Annotated in this window: 13 protein-coding genes; 1 reads left to right on the top strand and 12 read right to left on the bottom strand. The window is 68.0% G+C overall.

The features are described from left to right. Positions 1 to 82: 82 nt before the first annotated feature. Positions 83 to 1,936 carry an APC family permease gene (locus AC5W7N_RS11120; RefSeq protein ID WP_416383065.1) on the top strand — a complete coding sequence of 618 codons (1,854 nt, stop codon included), beginning with the start codon at positions 83 to 85 and terminating at the stop codon, positions 1,934 to 1,936. Here the strand turns inward: AC5W7N_RS11120 and AC5W7N_RS11115 are convergent. From AC5W7N_RS11115 to AC5W7N_RS11060, 12 genes are all read right to left on the bottom strand, one after another. After that, positions 1,900 to 2,721: an acyl-CoA thioesterase gene (locus AC5W7N_RS11115; protein ID WP_163814330.1), complete on the bottom strand. Its 822-nt coding sequence runs from the start codon at positions 2,719 to 2,721 to the stop codon at positions 1,900 to 1,902. The genes AC5W7N_RS11120 and AC5W7N_RS11115 overlap by 37 nt on opposite strands. A 223-nt stretch (positions 2,722 to 2,944) precedes the next feature. Then, positions 2,945 to 3,406, bottom strand: a complete 462-nt coding sequence (locus AC5W7N_RS11110; protein ID WP_163814331.1) for an MTB12 C-terminal domain-containing protein — start codon at positions 3,404 to 3,406, stop codon at positions 2,945 to 2,947. Between the two features lie 318 nt (positions 3,407 to 3,724). Further along, positions 3,725 to 5,824 (bottom strand): DUF262 and DUF1524 domain-containing protein, encoded by a 2,100-nt coding sequence (locus tag AC5W7N_RS11105; RefSeq protein WP_194989955.1) that lies wholly within the window; start codon positions 5,822 to 5,824, stop codon positions 3,725 to 3,727. 189 nt (positions 5,825 to 6,013) lie between these two features. After that, positions 6,014 to 6,934, bottom strand: a complete 921-nt coding sequence (gene pdxS, locus AC5W7N_RS11100; RefSeq protein ID WP_280213811.1) for a pyridoxal 5'-phosphate synthase lyase subunit PdxS — start codon at positions 6,932 to 6,934, stop codon at positions 6,014 to 6,016. A 425-nt stretch (positions 6,935 to 7,359) separates the two neighbouring features. Further along, positions 7,360 to 8,403 (bottom strand): NUDIX hydrolase, encoded by a 1,044-nt coding sequence (locus tag AC5W7N_RS11095; RefSeq protein WP_495924090.1) that lies wholly within the window; start codon positions 8,401 to 8,403, stop codon positions 7,360 to 7,362. After that, on the bottom strand, positions 8,403 to 9,527 hold the full coding sequence (locus AC5W7N_RS11090) for a glycosyltransferase family 4 protein (RefSeq protein ID WP_163814334.1): 1,125 nt from the start codon (positions 9,525 to 9,527) through the stop codon (positions 8,403 to 8,405). The genes AC5W7N_RS11095 and AC5W7N_RS11090 overlap by 1 nt, the downstream gene beginning before the upstream one ends. Then, a complete protein-coding gene (locus AC5W7N_RS11085; protein ID WP_495924088.1) occupies positions 9,524 to 10,528 on the bottom strand; it encodes a phosphatidylinositol mannoside acyltransferase in 1,005 nt (334 codons plus the stop codon). The genes AC5W7N_RS11090 and AC5W7N_RS11085 overlap by 4 nt, the downstream gene beginning before the upstream one ends. 26 nt (positions 10,529 to 10,554) lie before the next feature. Then, positions 10,555 to 11,247, bottom strand: a complete 693-nt coding sequence (gene pgsA / locus AC5W7N_RS11080) for a phosphatidylinositol phosphate synthase (protein ID WP_195019651.1) — start codon at positions 11,245 to 11,247, stop codon at positions 10,555 to 10,557. A 4-nt stretch (positions 11,248 to 11,251) separates the two neighbouring features. Further along, positions 11,252 to 11,833, bottom strand: coding sequence for an ATP adenylyltransferase (locus AC5W7N_RS11075; protein ID WP_163814336.1), 582 nt, complete (start codon positions 11,831 to 11,833; stop codon positions 11,252 to 11,254). Continuing rightward, on the bottom strand, positions 11,830 to 13,899 hold the full coding sequence (gene thrS / locus AC5W7N_RS11070) for a threonine--tRNA ligase (RefSeq protein ID WP_195019652.1): 2,070 nt from the start codon (positions 13,897 to 13,899) through the stop codon (positions 11,830 to 11,832). The genes AC5W7N_RS11075 and thrS overlap by 4 nt, the downstream gene beginning before the upstream one ends. Positions 13,900 to 14,082: 183 nt before the next feature. Further along, the gene (locus AC5W7N_RS11065; RefSeq protein WP_324197319.1) at positions 14,083 to 14,940 is read right to left on the bottom strand and encodes a (2Fe-2S)-binding protein; all 858 of its coding nucleotides are present in this window, start codon (positions 14,938 to 14,940) and stop codon (positions 14,083 to 14,085) included. After that, positions 14,937 to 15,368: a TIGR02611 family protein gene (locus AC5W7N_RS11060; RefSeq protein ID WP_195019653.1), complete on the bottom strand. Its 432-nt coding sequence runs from the start codon at positions 15,366 to 15,368 to the stop codon at positions 14,937 to 14,939. The genes AC5W7N_RS11065 and AC5W7N_RS11060 overlap by 4 nt, the downstream gene beginning before the upstream one ends. Between the last annotated feature and the right edge of the window lie 237 nt (positions 15,369 to 15,605).

The raw sequence follows: 15,605 nt of genomic DNA, 5'->3' as shown, positions 1-15,605 counted from the left end.
GGTGTGGGCCTGCTCACGGTCGCCGTCAACATTGCGTCAAGCCGTGCCGGTGATCCTCACGTCCGGATCGACACTCACTGACATGACAACTGTGTTGCCGTCGCCGGAGCCGGTACGGCGTGCGGACCCACCCGTGGCGCGCGGACTCACCGTCTCGACCGGTGTGTCCGGCCTCTCGCTGGATGCCATGGCATCGGTCTCCTACGGCCCCGAGGCCATCGTGCTGGTGCTGGCCGCCGCGGGGGCGGCCGGTCTCGGCATGACGCTGCCGGTCACCTTGGCGATCACGGCACTGCTCGCGGTCCTCATCGCCTCCTATCGGCAGGTCATCGCGGTCTTCCCGAATGGCGGCGGCGCCTACGCGGTGGCCAAGGCGCAGCTCGGTGACCGAGCGGCACTGGTGGCGGCGGCCTCGCTGATCGTGGACTACGTGCTGAATGTCGCGGTGTCCATCGCGGCCGGGGTGGCCGCGCTGACGTCGGCGTTTCCGGCGCTGCACGGCTACACGGTGTGGCTGTGTCTTGCCGTCCTGATCGGCATCACCGCGGTGAATCTGCTGGGCATCACGCACAGCGCACGAGCGTTCATGCTCCCGACGATCGTGTTCGTGGCCGGTATCGGCACCGTGATCGTCGCGGGCCTGCTGCGTTCGGAGCCGGCGGCCCTCAACACCGGCGCGGCCGCGGTGACGGATATGCAGGCGGTCGGGGTTCTGTTGCTGCTCAAGGCCTTTTCCAGCGGATGCGCCGCGTTGACGGGTGTGGAGGCGATCGCGAACGCGGTGCCGGATTTCCGCGCGCCCGGTGTCCGGCGAGCTCAACGCGCTGAGGTCGCCTTGGGTGCCCTGCTCGGCACGATGCTGATCGGGCTCGCGCTGCTGATCGAGAAGTTCCATGTGCATCCCGTCGCGGGCACCACCGTGCTGTCGCAGCTGACCGAGGCGGCGCTGGGCCACGGAATCGGCTACTACATCGTGCAATTCGCCACCGTCGCGCTGCTGGCGCTGGCGGCGAACACCTCCTATGGCGGGCTGCCGACATTGACTCGGCTGCTCGCCGACGACAACTGCCTGCCGCACCGGTTCGCGGTCAGTTCGCCGCGCCGGGTGTACCGCTACGGTGTGCTCACCCTCGGCTTCTGCGCGGCGGTGCTGTTGATCGGTTCGGGTGGGAACATGAATGCGCTGGTGCCACTGTTCGCGATCGGGGTGTTCGTCGGCTTCACTCTCGCCCAGGCGGGGCTGCTGCGCCACTGGTGGAGCAACCGGCAGGCACGGCGGCGACGACTGCTGTTGACGCTCAACGGCTTCGGTGCCGCGACCACCGCGACGGCGGCCGCGGTGACGACGGCGATGAAATTCCGGGAGGGCGCCTGGCTGATCATCGTCGTGCTGGCCGCGCTGGTGTTCGGCATGCGGCGGGTGCGGCGCGCGTACCGGCTCATCGGCACCCATCGCAGCGCCGACCTCGTGCCCCCGCCCCCGCAGCCACGCAAGGCCGTAGTCGTCGTACCCGTGGCCGATGTTTCGAGCCTCACCTGGGAGGCCCTGTCGGCGGCGCTGTCACTGGGAAGTGACATCGTGGCGGTGCACGTCTGCCTGGACGCCGAACGGGCCGGGGAATTCACCGCCGCGTGGGAGAGCTGGCATCCGGAGGTGCCGCTGGTCCTGCTCCCCGGCGACGACGGCACCGTCGGCGGTCCGGTCGCACGGTACCTGCGCGCACAGTTCCCGGATCGGCGCAAGATCGTGGTCGTCGCCGAGGTCGATCCACCCACCGGCTGGGGTCGGGTGCTACCCAGCCATCGCAGCGACGAACTCGAACGCACGCTGCGGCGGATGAGCGACGCCCTCCTCTGCCACCTCCGCGTCCAGCCGGTCCGGCAGCCCGCGCGTCGTCGCTACTTGTCGCGCCGGGTGCGGATCAGGCCTTCCTGAACCACCGAGGCGACCAATTCGCCCGCGCGGTTGAAGATCTTGCCGCTGGTGAGCGCGCGGCCGAAGCCGGCCGACGGGGAGGACTGGTCGTAGAGCAGCCAGTCGTCGGCGCGGAACGGGCGAAGGAACCACATGGCGTGATCGAGCGAGGCGTCCTGAGTGGGCTCGTCGGGGTGGGTGACCTTCGACGATCCCAGCAGGGTCATATCGCTCATGTAGGCGAGGGTGCACACGTGGAACAGCGGGTCGTCGGGCAGCGGGTGCCGGTAGCGGAACCACACCTGCTGCGGGGACACCACACCGGGCCGCTGGGTGACCGATTCCTGCGGCACCGGGCGGATATCCCAGTGCTCCCATTCCCGCATGGCCCACAGCCGTTCGGGGCTCATGGTGGTCTTGGCGTCGGGCAGTTCCTCTGGCGGCTGCACCGTCGGCATCTCGTCCTGGTGGGCCGGGCCGTCGTCGCCGACGTGGAACGAGGCCGACATGGTGAAGATGGCGGCGCCGTCCTGCACGCCGGTCACCCGCCGGGTGCAGAAGGAGCGTCCGTCACGAATGCGCTCGACCAGATAGACCGTGGGCTGGTCGGGGTTGCCCGGACGCAGGAAATAGCCGTGCAGCGAATGCACCTGGAACCGCGGATCCACCGTGCGCACCGCCGAGACCAGCGCCTGGCCGGCGACCTGACCGCCGAAGGTCCGCTGCAACTGGGTCTTGGGTGAGGCTCCACGGAAGATGTCCCGCTCGAGCCGCTCGATCTCCAGCGCTTCTTCGATGGTCGCCAACTTCTCCGCCTCTCCGTGCCACTGGCCGGTCGTCCGAGTACTGCACAACCGCGCGGGTTATCGGACGGCAACTACGGACCGGCCGGGACCCGACGGGACTCTTATGTTCGCACGCAGGCGGGCCGGGAACCGGCAGGGGGCCGCGCGAGCGGCAACCCGGATGACGGCGGTCACACCGGGCCACGATCCCGCAACACACCACCGCTCGGCGTCGTCGCCCGCCTCACACGCAGGCGGGTGACTGTTCGCCGAGCATCGACAGCATCGTGCAGGCCCAGATCAACTGCACCTTCCACTCGCCGTCCTCGAGCACGAACGGTATCTCGACGGGGCTGGTCTGGCCGGTGAGAGTGATGTTGGCGTTCGCGTAGAAGGCGTCGCCGAAGCGCTTCGGATTCACCCCGATGATGCGCAGCTTCGCCCCGGTCTCGTGCACCGTCCGCGCCAGCCGGTACGGCAGCTCGGGATCGGCTCGAGCGCCCTCGACGAACGCGAGCTTGTGCTCGTTGCGGACCGGATGGGTCCACGCCCACATCCGCGCCATCGGGTCGAGTCCGGTGGTCAGCTGGTCGTCGAGTGCTTCGGCGCTCGGCGGCGGATCACTGTCGGCGCCGGCCGGGCCGCCCGGTCCGAATGTCAATGCCAGACTTGCGAAGACGAGAAGGCCTGCCCTGCGAAGCGTCATTCGCGCGTACCTCCTGCGTCATGAAATCGGCGCAACCCGTTGGCCGAGACTCGGAAACTAGCACGAGAGCAACGGATTCAGCAGTGCGTCCGGCCGACGCGGATCGTGGTGGGTTCGAGCGCGCGGGGTCCACGAGCGCGCCGACAGTCCGCAATGCGGCGAAGCGGGCGCACTGACGTGACACCCGCTCCGACAAGCCCTCGACGCCCTACCACGGGCGCCGCCTCACCAACCGCGCTCGGCCAGCCGGTGCGGCTGCGCGATCTCCTCGACGTTGATGCCGTGGTCCAAGATTGGCAGCCTGGCGAGCGCACACACTCAGTCTCCACCCATCTGGAACTCGAACGCCTGGCGGACCAGCCCGAGGACGTAGCCGAGGTCGGAGTCCTCGGCCAGGCCGACCTCGGTCGGGCCGTTGCCCCAGTGGCCCTTGTTGCTGACATCCCATGCCAGGCGGCGCTCATCGTGCAGCGCTTCGATGGGGATGTTCAGGCTGAGCCTCATCCTCGCCTTCTGTGGCACGACGTCGACGAAATTGGTCTCGGCCTTGAACGCGACGTAGAGCTTCAGGAACTGACGCGTGATGCCCGGGTCCAGGGCGAGGACCTCGTCGCTGAACTTCTCGAACAGCGCGCGCCGCGCGGGCAGCAGGAGATGGGGGTGGTCCTCGATCGTGAAGTCCGACTCCGCCCGCTTGCCCTGAAACTCCGCGATCGTGTCAGCCGACAGCTCGGGCCGAGACCAGATCTCTAGCGCATCGTCGGCGAGTCGCCTGGCCCGCTTCTGGATCTCGTCCGCGTTCCAGGTCTCCAGTTGCCCGAGGCCGCGGTTCAGCCGGAGCGGACTGTCCTTGAACCCGCCTTCCATGTCGCGCTTCTTGGCGAAGGAGTGGTCGGAGTACTCGGAGTTGTAACCGGTGAGGGTCAGGTTCCCCAGCGTGTGCAGGTATTCGGCCTGCACGTTCTGCCAGTCCTCACCTAGTGCCGCCTGCCAGTCCGCGGAGAGGTGCTCGTTCTGCGGAAGGATATGTTCGATCGAGTAATCCTCGATCGTCACGAGCTCCTTGCGGCCGTGGTTCTCGAGCTTGCGCAAAAAGTAGGAGCGGCGACGGAAGTTGTACAGGTCGTTGGCCGTCAGGTCGGCGATGAACTCCGCGTCGCTCGGGAATCGGCGGTAGCTCCTGAAGCTGAGGAAGTTGGCCTTGACGCTGTCGAGGTAGCGGTCCTTACGCACGGCGGCGCTGAAGCCGGCGAAGGTCTTGTTCAGCGAGTTCGTCGGGATACGGCAGACAGCACGGCGGAAGATATACGAGATCACCAGGTCGACGATTTCGAGCACACCGTCGGAGGTCAAGATCCCGAGCTCGTAGTCGGTGTAGACCTCGAGCAGGAACGGGTAGACGACGTCTGCCTTGACCTGGTCCAGGTCGGTGAACGCCTGCCGCAGCCGCGGATCCGCCTCCTTGCCCAACGCCATCGCGCAGTACCGGCGGGCGTACTGGCGCAGTTCGACGACCAGCGACTCGATCGTGTCCTCGGCGGCCGTGAACCGTGCCGCATGGTCCTTGAAGGCTTCGTAGATGTCGTCCAGCCGCGGGATCTCGCCCGTCTTGATCGTCAAGTAGTGCCGGACGAACTCATCGAACTGGCTCTCCGCCGCGCCGGAGAACTCCAGTTCCATGGGGCGCCAGTAGGTCGAGTAGAGCTTCTCCTGCTGTTTGGGCGGCAGGTCCATCAGGACATAGTTGCGGATCAGATCAGCCTGCGACAGCTTCTTCCCGGTCGAGTTCATAGCCTCGAACACCAACTGCGGGTTGTCGACGCCTCGCTCGAGTTTCACGTCGACGACCATGAGCTTGTCGAGACCGCGGCACACGACGCCCAAGTCGAGGTCCGGATCGGCCAGCTTCTCCTGGAAGTACCGGTAGTTCGCGGTGACGCGGGTGATCATGTCGCTCGGCGGCTCAGCGCCCTGGAGAATCGCGATGAGCGCATGCTTGTCGTTCTGGGACAGGATCAGCTTGAACTGCCGCTCGCCGTCTTCATCGTCATTGAGCAGGAACCGGTTGCGAATCTTCTTGGGTGAGAAGCCGTCCGAGGGCTCTCGATCGCCTTCCGGCAGCGCGTCCAAACGGGATGCGAGTGCTGCGAGGATCAATGTCACCGTGGTCACGCGCTGCTGACCGTCGATGATCAAGTCGGGCTCGGCCGAGGTGTTGGTCGACTTGTCCTTGGCGACATAGACGATCGACCCCGTGAAATGTGAGCCAAGAGTCTCTGTCGAGCCGGCTCGGAGGATATCGGCCCACAGCTGTGCGCACTCCCCCTCCTGCCACGAGTAGAGCCGCTGGTAGATCGGCACGATGAATTGACTGCTCGCCTTCAGCAGCGTCAGCAGGTGCGAGTCGACAGCCTTCACAGGTCCCCCTTCACGTGGTCGCAGCAGCTGGAACCTATCTCAGAAGCAACAAGGCCGTGACCACACAGTATGTTGCGGTGGCGGGCGAGGTCGATCAGCCGTTCCATCACCTCATTGTCCGGTATACGCAACGAGCCCGCGCTGCCGAATCTCGGCAGCGCGGGCTCGAATCGCCTTATATACCAGCGTTTACCAGCCGCGTTCGGCCAGCCGGTGGCTCACGGGCAAATCGTCGACGTTGATGCCGACCATGGCCTCACCCAGGCCACGCGACACCTTGGCGAGCACGTCGGCGTCGTCGTAGAAGGTGGTGGCCTTGACGATGGCGGCGGCCCGCTGGGCCGGGTTGCCGGACTTGAAGATGCCCGAACCTACGAACACACCCTCGGCGCCGAGCTGCATCATCATCGCGGCGTCGGCCGGGGTGGCGATACCGCCGGCGGTGAACAGCACCACCGGCAGCTTGCCGGTCTCGGCGACCTCGCGGACCAGCTCGTAGGGTGCCTGCAACTCCTTGGCGGCGACGTAGAGCTCGTCGGCGGGCAGCGACGACAGCTTGCGGATCTCCTGGCGGATCTGGCGCATGTGGGTGGTGGCGTTGGAGACGTCACCGGTGCCGGCCTCGCCCTTGGAGCGGATCATGGCCGCGCCTTCGGTGATGCGGCGTAGGGCCTCACCGAGGTTGGTGGCGCCACAGACGAAGGGAACGGTGAAGTTCCACTTGTCGATGTGGTTGGTGTAATCGGCGGGGGTGAGCACCTCGGACTCGTCGATGTAGTCGACGCCGAGGCTCTGCAGGATCTGCGCCTCCACGAAGTGGCCGATGCGTGCCTTGGCCATCACCGGAATCGACACCGCGGAGATGATGCCGTCGATCATGTCCGGATCGCTCATCCGGGACACGCCGCCCTGGGCGCGGATATCGGCGGGCACCCGCTCGAGCGCCATGACGGCGACCGCACCGGCGTCCTCGGCGATCTTGGCCTGCTCGGGGGTGACGACGTCCATGATCACCCCGCCCTTGAGCATTTCGGCCATGCCGCGCTTCACGCGGGCGGTACCCGCCTCACGGGTCGCCTCGGTGGTCTGGGTGGTCTCGGGCGTGGTCACGGCAAACTCCTGTGTCATGTGCGCCTATGGGTCGTCAGCGGTAGAACGACACGATTCTAGGCGTGCCCCGAAGTGCCCTTGATAGCCAGTTGAACACGACTGGCCTTGCCACGACCAGGGCGTTCGTCGCGTTACGGCCGGACTGGACCGCTCGCGGTGCCGTGGGAGGACGAATTCGCCGGGCCCGATCCGGCGTCGACGGGCCCGGCGAACTGCCGGTTTCGATCAGATCGGGTTGATCACCAGCAACGTCGCCCAGTACTCCGCGGCGGCGGCGCCGATGATCGGCATCAGGAAATCGAACAGGATGTACGACACGTACTCATTCACCTCCACCCACCGAGTCGACCCTCGCTCGGCCGGTCAAACCGCATCGACGGTAGCACGGTGGTGAATCCGGTCACACCGAATGCGAAATCCCCTGGTCAGCGAATGGAACGGACCTCTGGGTCGGTGTCGGCGTCGGCGGCGGCCGCGGCTTCGGCGATGAGTTCGTCGAGGTGGTACGGATACACGGTCTCGCCCGCGGCGTCGAAGGCGGTGATGTCGGCGGCGGTGCACCAGCGGTGCCCGGTGATCGAGCGACGCTCGACGTAGGTGAGGTTGGCCGGGCGCGGATCGAACTGCCGCACGCGCAGGGCGAAGAACAACTCTTCGGAGCGGATGAGTTCACCGTTGAACGGGAACACCGCCACCCGCCGCCAGATCGGGCCGCGCAGCGCCGCCGGATCCGCGGTGTAGCCGGTTTCCTCGTGGATTTCGCGGACCGCCGCCGCGCGCAGGCTCTCCCCCGGCTCCACGCCGCCGCCGACGGTGAACCAGAACGAGACCTCGGGCACCTTCGGGTCGTTGCCGCGCATGAGCAGCACCCGGTCCTGCTCGTCGACCAGCACCGCGCGGGCCGAGGTGCGGATGGTGTCGACCTCGAGCCCGGTCGCGGCCGCCGGGGTGGCGCGCTCGGTGATCTCGAAATACGTGGGCAGCGGTGCGGTACCGCCCAGGTGCAGAATCCGCACCGGGCGCCGGGTGCGCAGCGCGAGCGTGTCGCGGACGGCGTCGTTGTGGAATCGGCGCGCGATCAGCACCCTGGCCTCGGCGTCGGCGAGTTCGGCCACCAGTTGCGGACGCAGCTGCCCGATATCGACCGCGGACAGGGCGGCGGAAAGCCGATTCTCCACTGTTTCCCGATCGGCGCGTCCGGCGCGTTCGGCGCGGTCGGCCAGCGTGGACAACTGTTTGGCCTGCTCGGCGAGCGCCGGATCCGAGACCGGGCCCGCGATCGCCATCGCCACCGCCCGCGCCACCACCGCCCGCCGGGCCAGCGCGCCGTCGAGGGCCTGCCAGGACTGGTCCGAGCGCACATGCAGCCGGTCGAGCCGGTTGGCCGTGGAGTACGCCCACACGCCGATGGCCACGACCACCGCGGCGATCAGAGCAAGGACGAGAACCGTTGTCGCGGAGAAGGTGATCATCCGGCTGCCCTCACCCGGATGTCGCCGACGGTCACCGTCTCGTACACCCGCAGGATCTGTTCGGCCACCACCGGCCAGTCGTATTCGCCGACCACCTGGGTGGCTGCCCGCACGAGCTCGCTGCGCCGCGCCTCGTCGGTGAGCACGGTGTCGAGTGCGGCGGCCAGTGCCACCGAATCACCGACCGGCACCAGCAGACCCGCCGTCCCGTCGCGCAGCACCCGCCGGAAAGCGTCGAGTTCGCTGGCGACGACCGCGGTGCCGGCGGCCATGGCCTCGATCAGGATGATGCCGAAACTCTCCCCGCCCAGATTCGGCGCCACATAGACGTCGGCGCTGCGCATCGCCGAGGCCTTCTCCGCATCGGAGACCTGCCCGAGGAACCGCAGATGCCCGGCGTGTGGGCCTGCCTCTCTGCGCAGCCGTTCCTCGTCGCCGCGGCCGACGATCAGGATCTCGATCTCCGGATGCCTGCGCACCAGTTCCGGCAGCGCCCCGAGCAGGACCTCCATGCCCTTGCGCGGTTCGTCGTAGCGCCCGAGGAACAGCACCGTGCCACCGGATCGCGGATAGCCGGGCAGCATCGGGGCGCGGGCGAAGGATGCGACGTCGACACCGTTGGGTATCTCCACCGCATCCGAGCCGAGCGCCTCCACCTGCCAGCGCCGCGCCAGCTCCGAGACCGCGATCCGGCCGCTGATCTTCTCGTGATACGGCCGAAGCACGCCCTGAAAAGTGCTGAGCACCAGCGATTTCGTGGTCGAGGTGTGGAAGGTCGCCACGATCGGGCCTTCGGCGATCTTGAGCGCGAGCATCGACAGGCTCGGCGCGTTCGGCTCGTGGATGTGCAGCACGTCGAAATCGTTGCCGTCGATCCAGCGGCGGATCCGGGTGTAGGCCGTCGGACCGAACGACAACCGGGCGACCGACCCGTTGTACGGGATGGCCACCGCGCGACCGGCGGAAACCACGAAATCCGGCAGCGGAGTCGAATCGGACGCGGGCGCAAGCACACTCACCTTGTGCCCGCGTTCGATCATCACCCGCGCCAGCTCGACCACATGCGCCTGCACACCACCCGGGACATCGAACGAATAGGGGCAGACCATGCCGATCTTCATCGCTGCGCAACTCCCCCACCGGTGTTCCCGCCACGCGCGCCGGGCTCGTCCAGTCCGGCCTGCGCGGCCGCGATCCTGGACCGTCTCTGCTCGGACAGATCGTCTTCCCACAGCGGCTGCAACATGTGCCAGTCGGCCGGATGAGCGGCGATATTCGCCGCGAACCGGTCCGCGAGCGCTTGTGTGGCCGCGGCGACGCCTCCTGAAACGTCCAGCGGTGCGCCGGTTTTCAGACCCCAGCCTTCGACGCCCGCGTCGTCGACGGTGAACCAGGCATGTACCGGCATCAGCGCCGCGCCGGTCTCGATGGCCAGTTTCGCCGCGCCGGCGGGCATCCAGGTGCGCTCGCCGAAGAAGTTCACCGGCACACCCTTGCCGGTGAGGTCCCGCTCACCCATCAGGCAGACGATCTTGTTCTCCCGCAGCCGCGCCGCCAGTTGCGGAAACGGCGGTTGCTCGCCGCCGGTGAGCGGGAACACCTCGAAACCGAGGCTCTCCCGGTAGGCGACGAACCGTTCGAACAACGATTCCGGTTTCAGCCTTTCCGCGACGGTGGTGAAGGTGCCGTAGTTCTGCACCAGCCACATCCCGGCCATATCCCAGTTGCCCGAATGCGGCAGCACAAAGATCACGCCGCGGCCATCCGCCAGCGCGGCATCCAGATACGGAATGCCTTCCACCGGCATCCGGCCGGAGGACGCCAGCGCCGCGTGGTCCATGGTGGGCAGCCGGAACGCCTCGCGCCAATACCGAGCGTAGGAGCGCATACTCGCGCGCATCAGTTCGTCCGGCACGGCGTCCGGGGCCAGGCCGAGCACCCGGGCGAGGTTGCGGCGCAGCTGGTGTGGGCCGCCGCCGCGCACCGCGCGGTCGGCGCCCCAGTCGAACAGTCTGCGGGCCGTCGGCTCCGGCAGCGCGCGCACGACGCGCCAGCCCGCTGCGTAGGCGCGGTCACTGAATGCACCCTTGACCCGCCCGGCGAAGCCGTCCTCGGACTGCATGGGCGCAGGGCGGGCCTCGGTCGCGGTCACGACCGCCGCTCCGGGTCCGTGGAACCCTCGGTCTGTGCCTGCGGCGGCGTCATCGGGATGATGTCGCGCGCTCCCGCCGAATTGCGCACCGCCAGCACGCGCTGCAGCACCGTCACGATGCTGAGCACCGCGAGGATCCACATCGCGACGTGCACCGCCCAGGTCAGCCATTCGATCCCCCAATATCCGCCGATGCCGGTGAATCCCGCGCCCACCAGCACGATGACCAGCCGATCCGGGCGTTCGATGAGCCCGCCGTCGGCGGACAGACCGCTGGCTTCGGCCCTGGCCTTCGCGTAGGAGATCACCTGCGAGGTCACCAGCACGACCAGGGTAGCGAACAACAACGGCTTGCTCTGCTCGTGATAGACCGCCCACCAGGCCAGACCACCGAAGATCGCACCGTCGGCGACCCGGTCGCAGGTGGCGTCGAGCACCGCACCATATTTGGTGCCACCGCCGCGGGCCCGGGCCATGGCGCCGTCGAGCATGTCGAACATGACGAACAGCCAGATCACCATGGTGCCCCAGAACAGGTGACCGGTCGGGAACAGCGTCATCGCCGCGATGATCGAGGCGGCGGTGCCGATCAGGGTCATCGCGTCGGGGGTGAGGCCGGTGCGCACCAGTGCCCTGCCGAGCGGCGCCGTCGCTTTGGCGAACGTCGCGCGACCGAAGATGCTGAGCACCGATCTACTCCTCGTCCCAGGCCGCGGCGAGCAGCGCCCTGGTCTCCCTGAGCAACTGGGGCATCACCTTCACCCCGCCGACCACCGTGATGAAGTTCGCGTCGCCGCCCCAGCGGGGCACGATGTGCTGGTGCAGGTGGTCGGCCAGCGATCCACCCGCCACGCCGCCGAGATTGAGCCCGACATTGAACCCGTGCGGCCGCGAGACCTTCTTCATCACCCGGATCGCCTGCTGGGTGAACTTCATCAGTTCGGCGCTCTCGGCCTCGGTGAGGTCTTCCAGGTTCGCGACGCGGCGGTACGGCACCACCATCAGGTGACCGGGGTTGTACGGGTACAGGTTGAGCACCGCGTACACCAGTTCACCGCGGGCGACGACCAGGCCGTCCTCGTCGGTCATCTTCGGGATGTCGGTGAACGGGTGCCCGGTCGCGTCCTTGGGTGTGGCGGTGGCCGCCTCCGCGATATAGGACATCCGGTAGGGCGTCCACAGCCGCTGCAACCGGTCGGGTTCGCCCGCACCGTGATCGACGATGTCGCCGCCGTTGTCGGTGCCCCGCAGCGCGGCGGCGCCGCTGTCGCTCATCGACGCTCACCGCCACCCGCGGGCCGGATCTCGAAACCTTCCGCGGTCGGCGAGCTGTTGTCGCGCCGGGCGATCCAGTCGACGATGGTCTCCACCGCGTCGGCCACCGGCACGCCGTTGACCTGGGTCCCGTCCCGGAACCGGAAGCTGACGGCGTCGGCGTTCACGTCACGCTCGCCGGCCAGCAGCATGAACGGCACCTTCTGCGCGGTGTTGTTGAAGATCTTCTTCTGCATCCGGTCATCGCTGCGGTCCACCTGCGCGCGCACTCCGGCCTCGTGCAGCAGCTCGATCACCCGGTCCAGGTGCGGCGCGAAGGTCTCGGCGACCGGGATGCCGACCACCTGCACCGGCGACAGCCACGCCGGGAACGCGCCCGCGTAGTGCTCGGTGAGCACACCGAAGAAACGTTCGATCGAACCGAACAGGGCGCGGTGGATCATCACCGGACGCTGCTTGGTGCCGTCCGAGGCGGTGTATTCGAGGTTGAACCGTTCGGGCAGGTTGAAGTCGAGCTGGATGGTCGACATCTGCCAGGTGCGCCCGAGCGCGTCCTTGGCCTGCACCGAGATCTTCGGCCCGTAGAACGCGGCGCCGCCCGGATCCGGCACCAGCTCCAGGCCGGAGGCCGCGGCCACCTTCGACAGGGTCTCGGTGGCCTCCTCCCAGATCTCGTCGGAGCCGACGAACTTCTCCGGATCCTTGGTCGACAGCTCCAGGTAGAAGTCGTCGAGGCCGTAGTCCTTCAGCAGATCCAGCACGAAGTGCAGGGTGTTCGTCAGCTCCGCGTGCATCTGCTCCTTGGTGCAGTAGATGTGCGCGTCGTCCTGGGTCATGCCACGCACCCGGGTCAGGCCGTGCACCACACCGGACTTCTCGTACCGGTACACCGAGCCGAATTCGAACAGCCGCAGCGGCAACTCCCGATACGACCGCCCGCGCGAGCGGAAGATCAGGTTGTGCATCGGGCAGTTCATCGGCTTGACGTAGTAGTCCTGGCCGGGCTTGCGGACGGTGCCGTCCTCGTTGTACTCGGCGTCCAGGTGCATCGCCGGGAACATGCCGTCGCGGTACCAGTCCAGGTGACCGGACACCTGGAACAGATGACCCTTGGTGATGTGCGGGGTGTTGACGAACTCATAGCCGGCCGCCACATGCCTGCGCCGCGAGTACTCCTCGAGTTCCTTACGGATGATGCCGCCCTTGGGGTGGAACACCGGCAGGCCCGAGCCGAGCTCGTCCGGGAAGCTGAACAGGTCCAGCTCCAGGCCGAGCTTGCGGTGATCGCGGCGTTCGGCCTCGGCCAGCAGATGCATGTACTCGTCGAGCGCCTCCGGCGACTCCCATGCGGTGCCGTAGATGCGCTGCAGGTCCTCGCGGTTCTGATCGCCACGCCAGTAGGCGGCGGAGCTGCGGGTGAGCTTGAAGGCGGGGATGAACTTGGTGGTGGGGATGTGCGGGCCGCGGCACAGATCGCCCCACACCCGTTCCCCGGTGCGCGGGTCGAGATTGTCGTAGATGGTCAGCTCTTTACCGCCGACCTCCATCACCTCGGGATCGTCGATGCCGGACTTGTCGCTGATCAGCTCCAGCTTGAACGGCTCGCCGGCCAGCTCCACCCTGGCGTCTTCGACCTCGACCACCCGGCGCGAAAACCGCTGCGCGCCTTTGATGATCTTCTTCATCCTGGATTCCAGCTTGGCCAGATCCTCCGGGGTGAACGGCTTGTCGACGCGGAAGTCGTAGTAGAAGCCGTCCTTGATCGGCGGGCCGATACCGAGCTTGGCTTCGGGAAATTCCTGCTGCACCGCCTGGGCCAGCACATGCGCGGCCGAATGCCGGATGACGCTGCGCCCGGCCTCGGTATTGGCCGCGACCGCGGTCACCTCGACGTCGACATCCGGGGTCCAGGACAGGTCCTTGAGATCGCCCGCGGCGTCGCGCACCACGACGATGGTCTCCGGTCCCTTGGTCGGCAGGCCCGCCTCACGCACCGCGGCACCCGCCGTAGTCCCGGCCGGCACCCGGACGAGGGCGGCTGGGCTGAGGGGGGCTGTGGTGGTCACGGCTGTGCTCTCCTTGGTTCCCGCGGCCGGTCTCGGTCCGGCTCGCTCCGGTGTCGGGCAGCCGTTCACTCCGGTTCTATCCGGCGTGTGACGGCTGGTCCGTCGATCGCAGGCCGGGTGGAACCCGGCCGCGACCATGCTATCGGGAGGTCCGCGCTCATGTGACGACGGACCGGGCGCCGATCAGCCGCGCGCGGCGGTCTGGGCGAGCAACCGCTCGCGTTCGGCGCTGGGCCGTTTCGGGCAGGAGGTGCACATCTCGCATCCGGGTACCTCGTAGACCAGGCAGCAGGAGATGCGGCGGACGAACGTGCGCTCACCGATCTCGACGAACCGTGGCGCGGGCAGCTTGCCGCCGATCTCGCCCGCCAGTCGGGTGCCCGCTTCGGGAACGCCCGCGTCGATCGCGCGGTTGCCGATCGCGTCGGCGACCACCGCCCACAGGGCCGGCGGCTTCGCCCCGGAAACGGCCGCGACCTGGGCGATCACCGCCGCGAGCGTATCCCGCAGCGCGGTCCCCGCCGCTGAGTGCGCCGGGCCGGACAGATCCTGATCCACCACCGCCCCGCTGTCGTGGATTCCGCCTGGTTTCGAGACGACGGTCTGCACGGCGCCCTCGACCGACCCGGCACGCTCGCCGGTCGCCGCGCCATCGCACCGGCTCTGGTCCTCCTCGCGGCCGGCGTGGGCAGCGGTCGAGGCGCCGCCGGTCCGAGCGAGTTCATCGGTGCACTCCGCGGTCGAATCCGACACCGGGCCGGCAGTCTCATCGACGACGTGGGCCGATCCGTCGAAGACGATGCGGTCGACGCCGCCGTCGGGCCGTACTTCGCATCCGATGCGGTCCAGCCGTGCCAGTGGCGCGCGCTCACCGGCGGCGTAGGCCCGTGCGATGGGCTCGACCAGCGCCGAGGCCACCATGCACCACCACAGGGTGCCGCCGACGCGCGCCGCGCCCGTCCCCCAGGAGCGCCCCATCTCCGCGATGCGTGCGGTCAACCAGTCCGGGTCGGTGAGCATCCGGCCCGGGACGGTGTTCACGACATCAGGGGACTGCGCAACCATGGCCATTCGACTCCGATCCAGCCGCCGATCAATCCGAACGTTCCGAGAACCCACAGGGTCGCCACGACGAGCGCGGCGGTGGCCAGCGCGGCCACTGTCTTGAACACCGGTCCGCGGGCGCCGTACCAGGCCATGACCTGCCGGTATCGGTCCCGCAGCCAGCCGAGGGCGCGCCGCGCCCAGGAGAATTCGGTGGCCAGGATGCCGAGACCGGCGAAAACCATCGCCCAGCCGGGGCCGGGATAGGGAATCGCGACGATGCCGATGACGAGCACAATGGTCCCGACCAGCGCTACCCCGATCCGGTAGGCGAGGTTCAGGGTAGGCCGAGCGCTCACCCGATTCCGGAAGGCGCGCCAGGGGCCGGGCTTGGTGGACTGTTCCGGGTCCAGCTCGATGCTCACATTCCCAGCCTAAAGCGCCGCCGGGCATGGTCCCCGCGGATGTGCGCGTTGCGGGAGCATCCGCGCAGGTAGATCCCTTGTGCACCGTCGCTGCCGGGCACCGCCGCACCGCGGCCCGCGCCCGCTGTGCGCGCACCCGTCCATCCGCTCGGGATGGACGGGTGCGCGCTGCTCCCTAGCGACGCCTCCAAAAAAAGCAGAGGCAACACAACGAACGGACTTCCCGACACGTGCGAC

This window comes from Nocardia sp. CDC519 (genome assembly GCF_059509835.1).
Note: the sequence above shows the minus strand (reverse complement) of the source record. Positions and strands in the feature narration are given on the sequence as shown.